The sequence below is a fragment of the Rothia sp. SD9660Na genome, assembly GCF_030064065.1.
Lineage (GTDB): Bacteria > Actinomycetota > Actinomycetes > Actinomycetales > Micrococcaceae > Rothia.
Genome location: NZ_CP125946.1, coordinates 468,581 through 486,314, shown reverse-complemented (window position 1 = coordinate 486,314; position 17,734 = coordinate 468,581). Strand labels below are relative to the sequence as shown.

The 17,734-nt window shown below is 61.8% G+C and carries 17 protein-coding genes; 10 read left to right on the top strand and 7 right to left on the bottom strand.

The genetic code is table 11. The features are described from left to right. Positions 1-107: 107 nt before the first annotated feature. From QM007_RS02485 to QM007_RS02475, 3 genes are all read right to left on the bottom strand, one after another. Entirely contained in the window at positions 108-869 is a 762-nt protein-coding gene (locus QM007_RS02485; protein WP_283490412.1) for an amino acid ABC transporter ATP-binding protein, read from the bottom strand. 30 nt (positions 870-899) lie between these two features. Beyond that, positions 900-1,694 (bottom strand): amino acid ABC transporter permease, encoded by a 795-nt coding sequence (locus QM007_RS02480; RefSeq protein WP_283490411.1) that lies wholly within the window; start codon positions 1,692-1,694, stop codon positions 900-902. A 145-nt stretch (positions 1,695-1,839) separates the two neighbouring features. Beyond that, positions 1,840-2,610: an ABC transporter substrate-binding protein gene (locus QM007_RS02475; RefSeq protein ID WP_283490410.1), complete on the bottom strand. Its 771-nt coding sequence runs from the start codon at positions 2,608-2,610 to the stop codon at positions 1,840-1,842. Positions 2,611-2,733: 123 nt separating this feature from the next. Here QM007_RS02475 and QM007_RS02470 point away from each other — a divergent pair, with 123 nt between their 5' ends. The 4 genes from QM007_RS02470 to QM007_RS02455 all read left to right on the top strand — a co-directional run bounded on the left by QM007_RS02470 (position 2,734) and on the right by QM007_RS02455 (position 6,530). After that, positions 2,734-3,468 (top strand): demethylmenaquinone methyltransferase, encoded by a 735-nt coding sequence (locus QM007_RS02470; protein ID WP_283490989.1) that lies wholly within the window; start codon positions 2,734-2,736, stop codon positions 3,466-3,468. A gap of 99 nt (positions 3,469-3,567) precedes the next feature. Further along, positions 3,568-4,608 carry a polyprenyl synthetase family protein gene (locus tag QM007_RS02465; RefSeq protein WP_283490988.1) on the top strand — a complete coding sequence of 347 codons (1,041 nt, stop codon included), beginning with the start codon at positions 3,568-3,570 and terminating at the stop codon, positions 4,606-4,608. A gap of 139 nt (positions 4,609-4,747) precedes the next feature. Further along, positions 4,748-6,364: a sodium-dependent transporter gene (locus QM007_RS02460; RefSeq protein ID WP_283490409.1), complete on the top strand. Its 1,617-nt coding sequence runs from the start codon at positions 4,748-4,750 to the stop codon at positions 6,362-6,364. Between the two features lies 1 nt (position 6,365). Beyond that, positions 6,366-6,530 (top strand): methionine/alanine import family NSS transporter small subunit, encoded by a 165-nt coding sequence (locus QM007_RS02455; protein WP_283490408.1) that lies wholly within the window; start codon positions 6,366-6,368, stop codon positions 6,528-6,530. Between the two features lie 198 nt (positions 6,531-6,728). Here the strand turns inward: QM007_RS02455 and menD are convergent, their stop codons facing one another. Together menD and QM007_RS02445 are read right to left on the bottom strand one after the other, a co-directional pair. Continuing rightward, positions 6,729-8,456: a 2-succinyl-5-enolpyruvyl-6-hydroxy-3-cyclohexene-1-carboxylic-acid synthase gene (menD, locus tag QM007_RS02450; protein ID WP_283490407.1), complete on the bottom strand. Its 1,728-nt coding sequence runs from the start codon at positions 8,454-8,456 to the stop codon at positions 6,729-6,731. Positions 8,457-8,519: 63 nt separating this feature from the next. Beyond that, the gene (locus QM007_RS02445) at positions 8,520-9,545 is read right to left on the bottom strand and encodes an o-succinylbenzoate synthase (RefSeq protein WP_283490406.1); all 1,026 of its coding nucleotides are present in this window, start codon (positions 9,543-9,545) and stop codon (positions 8,520-8,522) included. Positions 9,546-9,763: 218 nt separating this feature from the next. Between QM007_RS02445 and QM007_RS02440 the strand changes: the two genes are divergently transcribed. Continuing rightward, positions 9,764-11,353, top strand: a complete 1,590-nt coding sequence (locus QM007_RS02440; protein WP_283490405.1) for a phosphatase PAP2 family protein — start codon at positions 9,764-9,766, stop codon at positions 11,351-11,353. A 13-nt stretch (positions 11,354-11,366) separates the two neighbouring features. Here QM007_RS02440 and QM007_RS02435 read toward each other — a convergent pair whose 3' ends face one another. Continuing rightward, positions 11,367-12,281, bottom strand: a complete 915-nt coding sequence (locus tag QM007_RS02435) for an MBL fold metallo-hydrolase (protein ID WP_283490404.1) — start codon at positions 12,279-12,281, stop codon at positions 11,367-11,369. Positions 12,282-12,440: 159 nt separating this feature from the next. On the opposite strand from QM007_RS02435, the gene gluQRS reads away from it, so the two are divergent. From gluQRS to putP, 3 genes are all read left to right on the top strand, one after another. Next, positions 12,441-13,427 carry a tRNA glutamyl-Q(34) synthetase GluQRS gene (gene gluQRS / locus QM007_RS02430; RefSeq protein ID WP_283490403.1) on the top strand — a complete coding sequence of 329 codons (987 nt, stop codon included), beginning with the start codon at positions 12,441-12,443 and terminating at the stop codon, positions 13,425-13,427. 9 nt (positions 13,428-13,436) lie between these two features. Then, a complete protein-coding gene (locus tag QM007_RS02425) occupies positions 13,437-14,375 on the top strand; it encodes an EamA family transporter (protein ID WP_283490402.1) in 939 nt (312 codons plus the stop codon). Between the two features lie 225 nt (positions 14,376-14,600). Further along, a complete protein-coding gene (gene putP / locus QM007_RS02420; protein ID WP_283490401.1) occupies positions 14,601-16,100 on the top strand; it encodes a sodium/proline symporter PutP in 1,500 nt (499 codons plus the stop codon). A 14-nt stretch (positions 16,101-16,114) separates the two neighbouring features. Here putP and QM007_RS02415 read toward each other — a convergent pair whose 3' ends face one another. After that, positions 16,115-16,252: a hypothetical protein gene (locus QM007_RS02415; RefSeq protein WP_283490400.1), complete on the bottom strand. Its 138-nt coding sequence runs from the start codon at positions 16,250-16,252 to the stop codon at positions 16,115-16,117. A 39-nt stretch (positions 16,253-16,291) separates the two neighbouring features. Here QM007_RS02415 and QM007_RS02410 point away from each other — a divergent pair, with 39 nt between their 5' ends. Both QM007_RS02410 and QM007_RS02405 read left to right on the top strand, forming a co-directional pair. Continuing rightward, positions 16,292-17,245, top strand: a complete 954-nt coding sequence (locus QM007_RS02410; protein ID WP_283490399.1) for a 1,4-dihydroxy-2-naphthoyl-CoA synthase — start codon at positions 16,292-16,294, stop codon at positions 17,243-17,245. Between the two features lie 230 nt (positions 17,246-17,475). Further along, positions 17,476-17,730 (top strand): type II toxin-antitoxin system Phd/YefM family antitoxin, encoded by a 255-nt coding sequence (locus QM007_RS02405; RefSeq protein WP_283490398.1) that lies wholly within the window; start codon positions 17,476-17,478, stop codon positions 17,728-17,730. Positions 17,731-17,734 lie beyond the last annotated feature (4 nt).

The following is a 17,734-nucleotide window of genomic DNA, read 5'->3' as shown; positions in this document are numbered from 1 at the left end:
CTGAAACAGCCCCACAGAAAAACAAGCACAAAAAGCAGCCCAGGCCCGCGTTCAAGGGTTCTGGGCTGCTTTTATGCTCTGACGGTGCTAAATCTACTGGGCTAATTCTACTGGGCGGTGGGGTTGAGCACGCGGGAGAGGAAGAGCTGGGTGCGCTCGTGCTGGGGATTGCCGATGACGGCGTCAGAGGGGCCCTCTTCGACGACCACGCCGCCGTCCATGAAGACCACGCGGTCAGCTACATCGCGGGCGAAAGCCATCTCGTGGGTTACCACGATCATGGTCATACCCTCGGCGGCGAGCTGGCGCATAATGGAGAGCACGTCGCCCACGGTCTCGGGGTCAAGAGCGCTGGTGGGCTCGTCAAAGAGCATGAGGGTGGGGTTCATGGAGAGGGCACGGGCAATGGCTACGCGCTGCTGCTGACCACCGGAGAGCTGGTCGGGGTGGCGGGCTGCCTTATCAGCCAGGCCTACCTTTTCGAGGTTGGCCAGGGCGATTTCTTTGGCTTCGGCTTTAGAGTGCTTGAGCACCTTGACCTGGGCAACGGTGCAGTTTTCGAGCACGGTCAGGTGGGGGAAGAGGTTGAACTGCTGAAAGACCATACCCACAGAGCGGCGCATGGCGTCGATATCAACATCGGGGTCGGTCACCGAGTGACCGGCCACCTCGATGCTGCCGGAGTTAGGGGTTTCGAGCAGGTTGACGCAGCGAAGCAGGGTGGACTTGCCCGAGCCGGAGGGCCCGATCAGGCAGACGACCTCGCCGGGGGCTACCGACATGTCGATACCTTTGAGCACTTCGACATCGCCGTAGGACTTATGCAGGTTGGTGATGGTGACGGATGCAGGTGCGGTCTGAAGAGTCATGGCTGGTTCTTCCTGGGATAGATAGGTGCTTTACTTGCGGGAGCGGGCCTTGGCGCGCTTTTCGAAGTGACGGGCGAGGAAGCCCAGCGGGACGGTAATAATCAGGTAGCAGGCACCGGCAAGAACCAGCGGGGTCAGACCTGCACCGGAACCGGAGATACCCTCGCGGCCAAACTTAGTCAGCTCGTACTGGGCCACAGACATACCCAGCAGGTAGACCAGGGAGGAGTCCTTAGTCAGCAAGATAATTTCGTTGGTCAGCGGGGGCAGGACGATGCGGAAGGCCTGGGGAATAATGACGGTCACCATGGCACGGGTGTGGCTCATACCCAGGGAGCGGGCTGCCTCGTACTGGCCCTTGGGTACAGCCTCTAGACCGGCACGCAGCACCTCACCGATGTAGGCGGCCGACACCATACCCAGGGCCAGCATGACGGTGACGTAGTTGTTCAGACGCAGGCCAAAGGCCAGAGGAATGCCGTAGCCAAAGGCAATAAAGACCAGCAGCGCGGGCAGACCGCGGAAGAGCTCAATGTAGAGGGAGGCTAGCCAGCGGTAGGGGGCAACCGAAGAAATCTTCATCAGGGCCAGCAGAACACCGCCAGCCAGGCCCACCACGAAGCCTAATGCTGTGTAAATCAGGGTGTTCTTGAGGGCAACGGTGATGATGTTGGGGAACTGCTGGGCGATAATCTCGGGGTTGAAGGCCTTATCGCGCAAGGTAGCCCAGTCGGCAACGAGAATAACGACGAGTGCGATGATGGCCAGCAGGGCGTACTGGGCGTAGCGGGCGTAGGTTTGTTTCTGCCGGGTCGACAGTGCCATGGGTGGTCTTTTTCCTTTTGTTTCCCCGGTTGCCCGGGCTCGTATCGGCGTAGAAGAGGGGTATACGGGTGAGGGGTAGGCTGCGCCTAAGCTAGCCTACCCCCGTTGGTGGGCTTGGGTTTATGCCACTACCCGTTGTCCGTGGTTACTGGGATACGCCCAGGTATTTTTCGCGCAGGTCTGCCAGGCGGCCGCCCTCTTCCATCTTCTTGAGGGTGGCGTTAGCGGAGTCAAGCAGAGCGGTGTTCTCGGTAGCAACGGCGCCAGCGATCTGCTCACCGGTCTCGATTTCCTGCACGACAGAAAGTGATGAGTCAGAGGTCAGCATTTCAGACAGCACGGTGATGTTACCGACGATGGCATCGACCTGGCCGGTCTGTACTGCCTGCAGGAGCAGGCCGTTGTCTTCGTACTGGACGGTGTTAGCGCCAGCTTTCTGGGCGTACTTCTCACCGCTGGTAGCCTGCTGCACGCCGATGTTGCGGCCAGAGAGGTCAGCGTCACTCTTGATGTCGGAACCAGCGGGAACCAGGATGGCCAGGTTGTCATCGACGTAGGAGTCGGTGAAGTTCATGACGGTCTTGCGCTCATCGGTGATGGTGATGCCTGACAGGGCGATGTCGCACTGCTTAGAGGAAAGAGCTACACCCGACTGGATGCCCTCGAAGCTGGTGGTGAACATTTCGGCTTCGACGCCCAGGTCTGATGCGATAGCTGCTGCGATATCGGCGTCCAGGCCAACGATCTTGCCGTTTTCTTCATATTCGAAAGGAGCGTAAGGAGGGTTGGTACAGACGGTCAGCTTGCCCTCTGAAATCAGGGAAACACCTGACTCGGTGGTGGCGCCGGTGCTGGATGAGCCACAGGCGGTGAGCATCAGAGCAGCTGCGGCGAGAGCGAAGGGAGCCTTCTTCATGGTGTACCTCGTATCTAAAACTGTGTAGGTGTGATGTGCTTTGAGCTTTATTCTGCACGTCTATGCGTAAAAATGCAAACCTATGCATGAATATTCATTATGAATTTTTTGCACCCGCCCAAGATGAGCTTTAGGCACAAACATGACAAAATAGGCAGGGTGAACCGAGCAGACCTTAACAAAAAGACCACCGACATCTCCTCCATGTTTGATCAGGTAGCCGAACGCTACGACCTGATGAACGGCATCATGTCGCTGGGCCAACACATCTACTGGCGTAAGCAGACCGTTGCTGCGGTCGACGCCCACCCCGGCCAGAAGGTGCTTGACGTCGCCGCCGGAACCGGCACCTCGTCCGAACCCTTCGCCGACGCCGGTGTTAAGGTCATCGCCGCTGACCTCTCCGAGGGCATGCTGGCCGTAGGCCGCCGACGCCGCCCCGATATCGAGTTCGTACAGGCGGACGTCACTGCCCTCCCCTTTGCCGACGAAGAGTTTGACGCCGTCACCATGAGCTACGGCCTGCGCAACGTCGCTGACTACCCCCAGGCCCTGCGCGAACTCTACCGCGTAACCAAGCCCGGCGGACGCATCGTCATCAACGAGTTCTCCACCCCCACCTTCGCGCCCTTCCGCGCTATCTACCGCAACTACATCATGAAGCTGATTCCGCCGGTTGCTCGCAAGGTTTCTTCAAACCCCGAAAGCTACGAGTACCTGGCTGAGTCCATTCTTGCCTGGCCCGCCCAGGACGAGCTAGCCCGCCACTTCACCGACGCCGGCTGGCAGAACGTTCAGTACAAGAACCTGACCGGCGGCATTGTAGCCCTGCACCGCGCTTATAAGCCCGCGCAGTAAACCCGGTAGACTTACACCAGCAGCTCGCCGCGGCTCTGGGCCGCAACCACCCACCGAAGAAATGTGAAAGACACCGTGACTGAACCCACCAGCTCCCCTATGAGCGTTGAAGCGCTCATGCCCGAAGCTGACTTCAACCTACCCAAGGGGTTTGAACTCATTGCGCAGGACGCTGAACTCGGCCCCAAGATTCTTGAGGCCCTTTCTGAGGTTGAGCAGCGCCTAGAACGCGCGGTTGCCCAGACCAACCACCTGGCAGATGTGGCATCCCGCCATCTGCTTTCTGCCGGTGGCAAGCGGGTGCGCCCCCTGCTCACCCTGCTGGCAGCAGAGGCTGGTGGCGGCATCAACGACCGGGTCATCGACGCAGCTGTTGTCGTTGAACTAACCCACCTGGCTACCCTCTACCACGACGACGTCATGGACGACGCCCCCAAACGTCGCGGTGTGGATACCGCCCAGAACATCTGGGGCAACTCGGTCGCTATTCTGACCGGCGACCTCATCTTCTCCCGCGCCTCTCTGATTGTTTCCGAACTGGGTGGCCGCGCTCTAGCCGTTCAGGCTCAGACCTTTGAACGCCTGGTTTTAGGCCAGCTCTTTGAAACCACCGGCCCCGAGAAAAACGAAGACATTCTCAGCCACTACATTAAGGTCATCGAGGGTAAGACCGGCTCCCTGATCGCAGCAGCTGGCTCCTACGGCACGATTTTGTCTAACTCCCCCGAAGCAACCGTGCAGATGCTGGCCCGCTACGGCGAGCTGGTAGGTGTGGCCTTCCAGCTGGCCGACGACGTCATCGATGTGACCAGTTCGGGGGCAGCGTCCGGCAAGACCCCCGGCACCGACCTGCGCGAAGGTGTGCCCACCCTGCCCACCATCCTGCTGGACCGGGCAGCCGCAACCGGCGACCTGGAAGCCCAGCACGTCCAGCAGCTGATTCAGGGCGACCTCACCAGCGACGAAGCTCTAGCCGAAGCCGTTGCAGCCCTCTCGGCCCACCCGGTCACCGCAGAAGCATGGGAGATTGCCTACCAGTGGGCGGACGACGCCATCGCGGCTATCGAGCCCCTGCCCGATTCGGTGGTCAAGGAAGCCCTCAAATCCTTCGCTCACGCCGTCGTCCACCGCGATGCCTAGAGCTACTCCCGGCGGGAAACCGCCGGGATTTTTTTACCCAATTTCTATCCACTATTTGAGATTTATTTATCACTTGCCAGTCTGAACCCACATACTACAAAAGATTCATTCACACTTAGCCCTGCGGAGGACTGCTCACATGAGTTCAAACCCCACCTCAGCGCCCAAGAAACGAGAAGGCTTCTCAAGCCGCAAGGTCTTCATCTTTGCAGCTATCGGTTCAGCCGTTGGTCTCGGTAACATCTGGCGCTTCCCTTACGTTGCCTACGATAACGGCGGCGGCGCCTTCATGATCCCCTACCTGGTTGCCCTGCTCACCGCGGGTCTGCCCTTCCTCTTCTTTGACTACGTCATCGGTCACCGCGCCCGTGCGTCCTCTCCCCTGGCCTTCCGCCGCCTGAACCGTAAGACCGAGTTCATCGGCTGGTGGCATATGGGCATCAACTTCATCATCGCTATCTACTACGCAGCGATTCTTGCCTGGGCCGCCCACTATTTCATCTACTCCTTCACCCACGCCTGGGGCGATGATCCGCAGACCTTCTTCTTCGCGGACGTCCTGCAGCTGGCTGATCCCGTAGCCCTCACCTTCGATTTCGTGCCCAGCATCCTCTACCCCCTGATTGGCATCTGGGTACTGCTGGCCCTCATCATGTCCCTGGGCGTACAGAAGGGTGTGGGCCTGGCTAACGTCTTCTTCATCCCCGTACTGGTCACCATGTTCCTGGTCATGGTCGGCTACTCCCTAACCCTGGACGGCGCAATGACCGGTCTCGACGCCCTCTTCACCCCCGACTGGGGCGCTCTGACCGAGCCCGGCGTTTGGGTTGCAGCCTACGGCCAGATCTTCTTCTCCCTGTCCATCGGCTTCGGCATCATGATTACCTACGCCTCCTACCTGAAGAACAAGACCAACTTGACCGGCTCCGGCGCGGTTGTGGGCTTCGCAAACTCCTCTTTCGAGCTGCTGGCCGGTATCGGCGTCTTCGCAGCCCTGGGCTTCATGGCAACCGCTGCTGGCACCCAGGTCTCCGAGGTAGCAACCTCAGGTATTGGTCTGGCCTTCATCGCCTTCCCCACCATCATCTCTCAGGCCCCCGGTGGCACCCTGATCGGTGTGCTCTTCTTTGGCTCCCTGCTCTTTGCAGGCTTCACCTCCATGATCTCCATCGTCGAGGTTATCGTTGCCGGTGTTGAAGACAAGTTCAACCTGGGCCGTGTATACTCCACCCTGCTGGTCATCGCCCCTATCGCGGTTACCTCCACCCTGCTCATGGCCACCACCTCCGGCCTCTATGTCCTGGACATTCTGGATAACTTTGTCAACCAGTTCGGCATCCTCGCCGCAGGCTTGGTCTCCATCTTCGTGGTTGCCTACCTGCTGCGCGCCCTGCCGATCTTCCGTGACCACCTCAACGAGCGTTCGTCCTGGAAGATGGGCAAGCTCTGGATGATCCTGCTGGCAGGCGCCACCCCCATCATCCTGGGCTACTCCCTGATCAACACCTTCATCAGCCTGATCAACGAACCCTACGAGGGCTACCCCGACCAGCTGCTCAACATCTTCGGTTGGGGCATGGTCATCGCCCTGCTGGTCGTAGCCATCATCATCTCTATGCTGCCCTGGTCTAAGACCTCCCGCGCAGCGCTGACTCCCCCGGCTCCCCCGATTGCCGGCGGCAAGGTCGTCCACGGCCACGTAGACGCCACCGCCCAGTCGGCACCCCAGTCAGCCACCGAAAAGGAAGGTGCCTAGCATGAGCTCCATCGCCATCGTTATGCTGATTGTCTCCATCGCCCTGATCTGGGGCAGCCTGGGCCTGGCCCTGGTTCACCTCTCTCGCCACCCCGACGAATCGGGTAGCGAGGTAGAGGCCGACGAGACCGCAGTTCCCTGGGGCACCGAAACCGCCCAGAAGTAACCGGCCTTCCGCAGACAAAAGCCCTTCCACACACAGGTGTGGAGGGGCTTTTTAGAACTCCCGATGCTGTTTATGAAGGAAAGGTAGGCTCGCGCTCGCTGCCGACCCTCTCGCTGGTTCGCTGACGCTCACAAGCGATTCACGCCAGCCGCCGAGCCAGCAGCTTCGCTGCGAGCCTACCTTTCCTTGTCTAAGACCCTACGGCTGCACCACCCTGACGCTGATTCCGTTCTCGCCCCAGGCTGCTGCGAGTTCTTCGAGCTGGGCAGTATGCGGGGTGGTGAAGAAGCGGCGGATGGCCGGGGCGAATTTCTCGTGTTGGGCTAGTTGGCCGTGTTCCAGGGTTGAGAAGATTCCGCCGCCCCGGTCGTCGTAGACCAGCACGTCGAGGTTGGGCTTGCGTTCGAGGGGGCCGATGTTGAGGGAGCCGGTGTCGTGTAGGAAGGTGAGGTCCCCGACGAGCACGCGAACCGGGCGGTTGAGGGCCAGGGAGATTCCGGACGCGGTGGCGATGGTGCCGTCGATGCCAGCTAGGCCGCGGTTGGCAAAGACCAGGGGTGAGGCTGCCAGGGAGGGGGCGATGAGGTCAAGGTCGCGGATGAGGTTGGATGAGCCCACCACCAGAACAGCGTCATCTTCTAGGCAGCTCCGCCAGGTGGTGTCGGCGAGAGAGTAGCCTGCGGTGCGGTCGGCTGAACTTGCGCCGGGTTGGTCGTTCAGGGTGTAGGTGCCCGCCCGGTAGTCGGCGACCTGCTGGCCCAGTTCCCGGGCTAGTTTCTGGCCGTCTTCGCTCCAGCTGGCCGTCCAGTCGTGACCATCCTCGGTGGTAGCTCCCCGGCCTGTGCCCGCAAAATCAGCCAGCTCAGTCAGGGTTGCGATTTCCCTCAAATCAAGGGCGCCTGGCTCATACCAGGGGGCAGGTGAGGGGGCGTAGAGGGCGCGTTCTACCGCGGAGTTGGCCAGCAGGGTGGCAACCGGCCGGGAGAGGGTAGGGTGGCCGAAGATAACGGCCCGCTCAATCTGCTGCCCCAGGTGCCCTGCCAGTACCTGCCGGTAGGCGGGCACGGCCAGGAGCGAGAAGCGGGCGTTCGATGAGGGTTCAGCCAGCAGGGGCAGGCCCTGCTGCTGGGCGAAGGCTTGGGCGATTGGTCCTGCCCCGTCACCGGCCACAACAACGGTACGGCGGGCGGTACTGGTGCTGTCCATCCGCCCAGCTCCCTCGGCGGTGCCTGCGCGTAGCCAGCTAGCTGCGCTGGGGTCGGCCGGGGGTAGTGGGGTGGCAGGTACCGGTGGGTTCTCAGCCAGTGAGCGAGCCCAGCGCTCTAGGATCTGTTGGTCAAGGGGGTTGGGGGTGAGCGGGGTATCAAGGGCCAGGTTGATCTGGACGGGGCCTCGCGGGGTGCGTGCGGGAGCGTCCCAGTTATCTGTTGAACGCCCGGTCAGGGCAGCGAGCGCCGCATTGAGCTGGGTGCTCTGGGGGTCGGCGGGGTCGGCCGTGTAGTTTTCGAGGGTGCAGGACGCCCGGGTGTGGGCGGGAGCGATTACTCGCTGGTCGGTGGTTTGGTTGGCGCCGGTGCCCTGGAGCCGGGCAGGGCGGTCGGCTGAGAGCAGGGTCAAGGGAACCCCTGAGTGGTAGGCCTCCATAAGGGCCGGCAGGCACTCGCCCACGGCCGTGCCGCTAGTGGTGACGATACCCACCGGTTGGCCGCTGGCCTTGGCCATTCCCAAAGCCGTGAAGGCGGCGCTACGCTCGTCGATGCGCACGTGAGCTTCGATGACCCCGGCCTGGTCTAGGGCAGCGAGGGCGTAGGCCAGGGGGGCTGAGCGCGAGCCCGGGGCGATGAGAACATGCCGCATTCCTGCCCGCACCAGGGTGTCGAGCACAGAAATTGCGGTCATAAAGGAGGTTGAGGGTGCATCAGTCACCCCACCAGTTTACTCGCTGCCCTCTTCAAGACTCGGCCGGGCTCTGCTGCTGCCCAGCTGCCCCTATTCAAGCAGGCGGTAGCAGGCTTCGATTCGGCGGTGCCACCAGGCGGTGCGGTCGGGGCTGGCAGCTACCTCTTCCAGCAGGTGAGGCTCGGGGGTGATATCCCGCAGGGGCAGCTCCCCGTCCCGGGCCACAAGCGGGGTTCCGGTGACATCCTGGGCCATGAGCGAGACCGTGCCCAGGCCGCACCCGTAGGGCAGCTCGGGAAGGGCTGCGGCCAGTGCTGCCCCGGTACGGATGCCCACCGAACTTTCAAGGGCAGATGAAACAACCGCGGGTAGACCCGCCTGCTCCACGATCTGCAGGGCCCGCCTCACCCCACCCAGGGGGGCAGCCTTAATAATGATGAGGTCCGCAGCGCCCAGGCGGGCAACCCGCAGCGGGTCATCAGCCTTGCGCACGGCCTCGTCGGCGGCAATGAGTAAGGGGTTACCGTGCGCCCGCAGCTGATCGCGGACCCGGGCGAGGCCCTCGATACCCGGCACGGGCTGTTCGGCGTAGAGCAGGTCGTAGTTGGTCAGCTCATTGAGGGCGCGGACGGCCTGGGCCTCGGTCCAGCCGCCGTTGGCGTCAATCTTCAGGCGGGCTCCCGGGCAGGCAGCACGCACTGCGGCTACCCGGGCTAGGTCTTGGGTTAGAGATTCTTCAAACGGTAGCCCGGCCTCAGCCACCTTGATTTTGACTTCCCACACCTGCCCCTTGTAGCGGGCCAGCACCGCCTCAACCTCATCAGCGGCCACCGCTGGAACCGTAGCGTTGAGGGGAATACTGGTGCGCAGCGGCTGCGGGTAGGGCAGCCAGCCCGCCTCGATGGCGCAGGCCAGCCAGGCGGCTGCCTCTGCAGGCTCGTACTCGGTAAAAGCAGCAAATTCCCCCCAGCCCACCGGCCCCTGAATCAGGGCGGTTTCGCGCAGGGTGACGCCGCGGAACTTCACCCGCATAGGCAGGGCTACGACGCGGGTAGCGGCCAGGATTTCTTCGAGCGGGGGCAGGGCAAAGCCCAGGGGCAGGGAGCTAGCTGTCATACCTTCTAATCTACTCTTTCGCCGCTTCTGCGGGGCTGTGTGCAGGTGCTCGCGCAACATTAGGGGTTCTCTCAGGAAAGTCCCATGTGAGTTTGTCACAATAGCAGTGCAGGCTGAGCCTGTCAGCTCCTAGCAGGGTCTAGGGCTGAAATAGCAGGCAGGGCTTGGTAGGCTCGTTGAGGTGTCTACACGCGGCAGAAAGGTCTTTGGCGATAACTGTGAGTTTTGAAAAGCGCGATTCTAACGCTGTTTCTGGCACACCCGACGATGCCACCGAGGTGCTAACACCCCAGGCCTACGACGACCGCACGGTTGCTCTGCCGGTGAGCCCCGGTGAAGACGCTACCGAGGTGCTTCCCGCTTCTCAGGCCCGTGCCGCTTTTACAGACGATGACGCCACCGTGGTGCTCCCTGCCTCTGTACGGTCGCAGTCTGCCGCCCAGCAGCATCCGGTGACTCAGCCACTGACTAGGCCCGCGTCCGTTCCCTCGGCTGACCCCGACCGCACCCAGCTCTTAGAAACCCAGCCTGCCGCGCCTGCTACGCCCCACGGTGAGACCATCAAAGCTAGGTTACAGGCTGGTACCGCCAGCGGGTTGGCAGCCGCTAAGACAGGTTTTACCGCCGCGCAGGCCGCTGCCCAGGAGGCAGCGCACCGGGTCAAGAAGGAACGTGCCGCCCGCGCAGCGAGCAAGGCCCGCGCCCAGGCTGCGGCCCCGCGTCCGGACGCCGTCAGCGCCAACCGGGCGCCACAGGCCGCCTACGGCGCTCCCGCCTCTGCTAGGCAAGGACGGCCTGCCCCGGGCTACCCCACCCAGAATTATCGTGCCCCGGGGCAGCAGGCTCCGGGCTACGCCAGAACCCCCTATGGTAGCCAGGCCCACTCGGGTGAGGATTCCCCCTCGGGCCGTCTACATATGCTCACTCCCTCGCATATTCGCCAGACCCGCCCCTCGCTCTGGACCCTGATTCAGCACTTCTTTGCGGCAGGCACCCTTTTCTGCCTTCTGGTGGCGGCCTTTATTTTCTTTATCACAACACCAACCGGCCAGGATCTCGACGAGATTTCCTTCCAGGAGTTCTCCTACCAGTTCATAACCTACACCGAGCAGACCTCTACCCTGCTCGACTTCATTCCCACCGCCGCCGGTATTACTGCGGCTATCGGTATTCTCTTTGTACTGCTGTGGAAACACCGCTTTGTGCCTGCCCTGGTCGGTGTGGCCATTGCCGCTGGTGCCAACCTGACCACCCAGCTGCTGAAGAACTACATCATCGTCAAGCCCAACCTTGGTGTTCAGGAGGCCCTCGGTAACTCGGCGCCGTCCGGCCACACGACTTTCGCAGCCGCTGCGGGCCTAGCCCTCTTCCTGGCCTCCCCCAAGCGTTTCCGGCCAACCGTAGCGCTCATCAGTATGGTCTTTACGGTAGCGGCTGGCTATTCCACCGTGGTCAACGGCTGGCACCGCCCAGCCGATGTGGTCACAGCTATTCTGGTCACCGGTCTCTGGGGCGTACTGGGCCTGATTATTCTGCGATTTATGCGCTCCGAAGAACTCGATATGAGCGATACCCAGCGGTCCGGCCTGATTCTGGTTCCCCTACTCTCAATTTCAGGTTTCTTTTCGGGCTTCTGCGCCCTCGCCCTCTACTGGGTCACCTACACCAACCCGATTCCCGGGTCTGCCTTTATGGCCGCCATCTGCATGATTGGGGCGGTAGCAGCCCTGACCACTAGCACCCAGATAGCCCTGCTGCGCCCCCAGAACAAGACCCGTAGCGCCTACCGCAGGGTCTGGGCCTACTAGGTCCTCTGGGCCTTTAGCCCTGCCCCAGGGTAATGGGGCCGGTGAGGCCGGACGCGGCGTCCCCCTCAAAGGTCACGGTGGAGAGTCCCTGTCCCTCAGCTTCGCGGGCCTCAAGCTTGGTGAGGCGATCCAGCAGAATGCGGGTGGAACCGCCCGAGTAGGGTAGCTGGTACATGGAGGCTGTCGTAGCCCCCTTGACCTTCCTCAGGGCGGAGTCGGCAATCTTCTGCACGGCGTCCTCCATGGTGTCGGCCATACGCTCGATAAAGGTGCTCTCCACCGGAGTGCCGTGGCCTGGTACGAAGATGCGGTAACGGTCAAGCCCTGCCAGGGTGCGCAGGGTGCTGACCCAGAGCTCGGGGTAGGAGTCGTCGAAGGCGGGGTCTGAGCCCTGCTCGATAAGGTCACCGGCAAACAGGACGTCGTCTACGCCTACCAGCACGTCCCCGTCGGTGTGGGCCAGGCCCAGGTACATGAGGGTCACGGCCCGCTGGCCTAGCTCCACGCGGGTAAAGGCCGGGCGGGTGCCGTCACCGGGCAGGAAGCGAGTAGGTACCACAAGCTCGGTATTGGGGCCCTGCTGGTGGGCCATCTCGGGTTCTAGCACCTCAACGTAAAGACGCTGGCGGTCGCCGTAGCTTTCGATAGCGCGGGCTGCGCGGGGGTGGGCCCAGATATCGGTCACTCCGTCGGCGGCGAACACGGCGTTGCCCATGAAGCGGTCAAAGTGCGCGTGGGTGTTGACCGCAACCAGGGGCAGGTCGGTGACCCGGCGGACCGCTCTTAGAATCTCAGCGCCTTGGCGGGGACCGGCGCCGGTATCAATCACCATAGCCTTCTCTGCTCCCACGATAAGGCCTGAGTTCAGACGGTAGTTATCCGTTGAGATCTGATAGATACCATCGGCAATTTCAAGAGTTCTAGCCATACTCTCTAAGGTACTGGACACAGGCAGGTGAGCAGCCTGTTTAAACCCCACTTGCGGGGTTATTTCTTGCCACACTGCACTTTTTGACGGTTCTCTGCCTACTCAGCGCAACCTTCTGTCATATTGCAGAAGCCTGTGAGCTACTAGACTAGAGGGGTGATGTCTTCTACCTCCTCCCCCGCTGCGCCTCCGTCCGCTTCCCTGCCCTGCGGCCGCTATGCGCCTTCCCCCTCGGGTGATCTGCACCTAGGTAACCTGCGCACCGCCCTGCTGGCCTGGATGATGGCCCGCGCCGCGGGGGGCCGGTTTGTGGTGCGGGTAGAAGATTTAGACCGGGTCAAGAAGGGCGCAGCCGAGCGCCAGCTGGCCGACCTCGCGGCTCTCGGCATCGACTGGGATGGGGAGGTGCTCTACCAGTCCACCCGCCTAGCTGCCTACGCGGACGCCCTTACCCGCCTGCGCGAGGCAGGACTAGTTTACGAGTGCTACTGCACCCGCAAAGAAATTCAGGAGGCCTCCAGCGCCCCGCACGGTGCCCCCGGCGCCTACCCCGGCACCTGCCGCAACCTCACCGAGGCAGAACGGGCCGAGCGCAGGCAACTGAGGCCGGCGTCCTTGCGCCTGAAAGCTCAGGTGAGCGAATGGACTGTCACCGACCGTTTTGCCGGGGAATACACCGACGCGGTCGACGATTTTGTGCTGGTGCGGGCCGATGGGGTCTATGCTTACAACCTGGTCTGTGTGGTTGATGACGGCTACCAGGGGGTCACCGAGGTGGTGCGCGGCGATGACCTGCTGCCCTCGGCTCCCCGCCAGGCCTATCTAGCTCACCTCTTGGGGTTGCAGGTTCCCACCTACGCCCATGTCCCTCTGGCCCTCAACACCGAGGGCAAACGCCTGGCTAAGAGGGACGGGGCCGTCACCCTTGCTGAGCTCACCGCCACTGGTGTGCCCACCGACCACATCATGCGCATGATTGCTGCCTCTATTCCGCTGCCCCCGATCCCCGGGGCGAGCGCGGGCGAGGCCGGCCCCCACCTGCCCGAAACGGCTGCTGAGATGCTCTCTGTCTTCAGCCCAGACCGTATCAAGCAGGCCCCCTGGACGGTGGTAGACCCACTGCTCGAAAGCACCTGCGGGCTCTAGGTGGCAGCTATGAAACTTACCGACCGCATACCGGACGAACACCGGGGCACCGCTGCCCTGCTTCTGATTTTCGCTGGCTCCCTAGGTATTCAGATTTCAGCTGCGATTGTCTCGGTGCTCTTTGCCAGCGTTGGCCCCACCCAGGTCGCTGCCCTGCGTGCCCTGATTGCCGCGGTGGTCCTATGGGCGCTGGTGCGCCCTAACCCCCTTGCCCTGCGGCGGCGGGACCTTCCCCAGGTACTGGTCTACGGGCTGGTGCTGACCCTGATGAGCGTCTGTTTTTACAACGCGGTGCACCATATTCCTTTGGGTGTGGCGGTGACCTTTGAATACCTGGGTGCTTTTGTGGTGGCCCTCTTGGGGGTGCGGCGGCTGCGCGACGGGCTTATGGCCTTCTTTGCCCTGGCCGGGGTTGTGATGATTGCCGGGCCCACGCTCGCCGGGGACACCCACCCCATCGGCTTTATCTGGGCCCTCGGGTCTGCCGCTTCCATGGCCGGCTACACCATCTACTCGGCCCGCATGGGGTCGGTCTCACCAGCCACCAGCGGCTTGCGCGGCACCACCATGTCACTGGCTTTTTCGGCTCTCATTCAGCTTCCCCTGTCGGTACCCGCCATGGCAAATCTGGATGCGGACGCCTGGTTCAAGCTGGCTCTCTCCGCCATCGTGGGCGTGGCCCTAGCCTATTCTGCCGATAACATCGCCGGGCAACTGACCAGCGCCGCCGCCATCGGGGTGCTCTTCTCCATCGACCCCGTCGTAGGAGCCATTGTGGGTACCTTCATGCTGGGTGAAGTGCTCTCTGCCTGGTCTTACCTGGGTATTGTACTCATCGCAGCCTCGGGTGCCTACATCGTCTGGCGCACCAACAGGTCAGCCATCGCGGTAACCCTGCACACCTCGGCCCTACCCGTGATAGATTCGCGCTCGCAGAAGCACTCTTAAGAAAAGCTCACCGGTTTTGTACGAAGATTCTAAATAGCTTCAGGCGGCGAGATAGTGTCAAGTAGACCCTCAAGGTGTAAGCTAACGCACAGACCAAAACGTGTGCCTCAGCAAATACCTCAAGTAATCTAAACAAGATACTTTAGAGAAACTGCACATAAGGGAAGGTGCGCCGACGCACCCACCCCAGCCCGCACGTCCTCGCCTACAACCCAAGGGGAGCTCATGAGCAACACCACCTACCAGCTGATAGCCCTGGCTATCTACTTCGCCGTCATGGTCGGCATCGGCATCTGGGCCAAGTCCAAGAACAACAATCTCGACGACTATGTGCTCGGCGGGCGCTCCCTCTCCCCCACCGCGGCGGCCCTCTCAGCGGGTGCCTCAGACATGTCGGGCTGGCTCCTCATGGGTCTACCCGGTGCCCTCTACATCACCGGCCTAGCTGAAGCCTGGATCGCCATCGGCCTAACTGCCGGCGCCTGGCTCAACTGGAAGTTCGTAGCACCCCGCCTACGCGCCTACACCGAGGTCTCCCGCAACTCGGTCACCGTCCCCTCCTTCTTCCACAACCGCCTGCGCGACCCCCGCGGCATCATCCGCATCTTCGCTGCCCTAGTAATCCTGATTTTCTTCACCTTCTATGTCTCTTCCGGCATGGTCGCCGGGGGTGTCTTCTTCCAGTCCTCATTCGGCGGTAACTACCACACCGGCATGCTGCTGGTCGCCGGCATCACCGTTGCCTACACCCTCTTCGGTGGTTTCCTGGGTGCAACCTACACCGATGTCGTCCAGGGCCTGCTCATGCTCACCGCCCTCATCGTCCTACCGATTATGGCCCTGGTTTACGTGGGTGGCTTCTCGGGCCTTGAGACCACCATCGAGTCCGTTAACCCCACTGCTCTCTCCCTCTTTGCGGGCACCACCGTGTTGGGCATTCTTTCCTCAGCTGCCTGGGGTCTGGGCTACTTCGGCCAGCCCCACATCATCGTGCGCTTCATGGGCCTGCGCTCAGCCCAGGACGCCACCGCCGGCCGCCGTATCGGCATCACCTGGATGATCGCTACCCTGGTCGGTGCCATGAGCGCTGGCCTGATCGGCATCGCCTACTTTGCCCGCCACCCCGAAGCGACCCTGACCGACACCACCAACGCCGAGTCAGTCTTCCTGGATATGTCCCAGATTCTGCTCCACCCCCTGCTAGCCGGTTTCGTACTGGCAGCGGTGCTAGCAGCTATTATGTCGACCCTTTCCTCCCAGCTGATTGTCTGTTCCTCAGCCCTGGCCGAAGACCTCTACAAGCTCACCAGCGGCGGCAAGGAAATCTCAGACACAAAGGGGCTCTGGCTAGGCCGCGCGGGCGTGCTGGTGGTCTCTGTTATCGCCGGTCTGCTGGCCTGGAACCCCGACTCCTCCGTGCTCTCCCTGGTCTCCTTCGCCTGGGCAGGCTTCGGCGCAGCCTTCGGCCCCATCGTGATTCTCTCCCTCTACTGGCGCAAGCTCACCGCCGCCGGTGCTGTAGCGGGCATGGTTGCGGGTACCATCACTGTCTTTGTCTGGGGCTACAACGAGGTTCTCTCGGGCTACATGTACGAGATTGTGCCCGGCTTCCTGGTCAACCTGCTCTTTGCCTACCTGGTGTCGGTTGCCACCTACAAGGGTGATTCTGCTACCGCCCGTGAAATCAACGAAGAGTTCGACCGCGCCGTGGAGCTCTCCCGCTAGTAGCTTCATCTGGGTCAGGACGCCGCACCCCACTCCCCTGCCTGCGGGCAAGGGCACTGGGGGCGGCGTCCGTCCTTTTCTGCGCGAATGTCGTCGAAAGTTTCATCTGCGCGTGCATTGAACGCGCAGATGAAGTTTTCGATTACCTTCAAGAAACCAGCTGCGGGGCACCCCTGGGTAGACTGGTGGCTATGACTAACGAACTTCCTGCCAAGGTTTCTGATATTTTCGACCCCCACCAGTGGCGCCTGGTCGAGGGCTTTGAGGACCTGACCGACATCACCTATCACCGCCAGGTGGAACGCAACGAGGCCGGTGAGATTCTGCGGGATCTACCGACCGTCCGTATCGCTTTTGACCGGCCCGAGGTGCGCAATGCCTTCCGTCCGCACACCGTCGATGAGCTCTACCGGGTACTAGATCACGCCCGCATGACCTCCAACGTGGGCACCGTACTGCTCACCGGCAACGGCCCCTCTGCCAAGGACGGCGGCTGGGCCTTCTGCTCCGGCGGCGACCAGCGCATTCGCGGCCGCGACGGCTACCGCTATGCCGAGGGTGAGACCCGCGATTCCATTGACCCGGCCCGCGCAGGCCGCCTGCACATTCTGGAGGTGCAGCGCCTGATTCGCACCATGCCCAAGGTGGTTATCGCCCTGGTGTCGGGCTGGGCTGCCGGTGGCGGCCACTCCCTGCACGTGGTGGCCGACCTGACCATTGCTTCTGAGGAGTACGGCAAGTTCAAGCAGACCGATGCGACCGTGGGATCCTTTGATGCCGGCTACGGCTCAGCCCTGCTGGCCCGCCAGGTGGGCCAGAAGTTTGCCCGCGAGATTTTCTTCCTGGCTAAGGAGTACGATGCGAAGCGCATGTACGAGATGGGCGCTGTGAATGACGTAGTGCCCCACGCTGAGCTGGAAACCAAGGGCCTGGAGTACGCGGCCCACATTGCCCGCCAGTCCCCGCAGGCTATTCGTATGCTCAAGTTTGCTTTCAACCTTCCGGACGACGGCATGGTCGGCCAGCAGGTCTTTGCCGGCGAGGCCACCCGCATGGCTTATATGACCGACGAGGCCGTCGAGGGCCGCGACGCTTTCCTTGAGAAGCGCGACCCCAACTGGGAGAACTACCCCTACTACTTCTAGCCGACCGACGGCGTCCGCGCACCCAGCTCAGAGCCGTACAGGCTCAGTGCCCACCAGACTCTCATACTGCCCATCTTCCCTGTGGGCAGCACGAGAGTCTGGTGGGCTTTCGCTCCCTGAGCAAAAATAAGACGATACTTCCCCTGCTGAGTGCGGTACTCCAAAAGAAAAATATGAGCTCTTGAAGATACCACCTCTCAAGCGTACAGTTTTCTGTACAGGAGGTTTTGATGAAAACTATGACCTACACCGAGTCCCGCGCCAATTACGCCCAAGTACTCGATATCGCTGTAGAAGACCTTGAAGAGGTTGTGATTACCCGTACAGGGCGCGAACCTGCCGTCATTCTTTCGCTTGCCGAATACGAATCACTCAAAGAGACCGCTCATCTCTTACGTTCGCCTGCCAATGCTCGAAGGCTGTTAGATTCAATTGACGAACTTGAAGCAAGCGGAGGATCCAGCCAGGCACTCCTCGAAGATTAGGCAC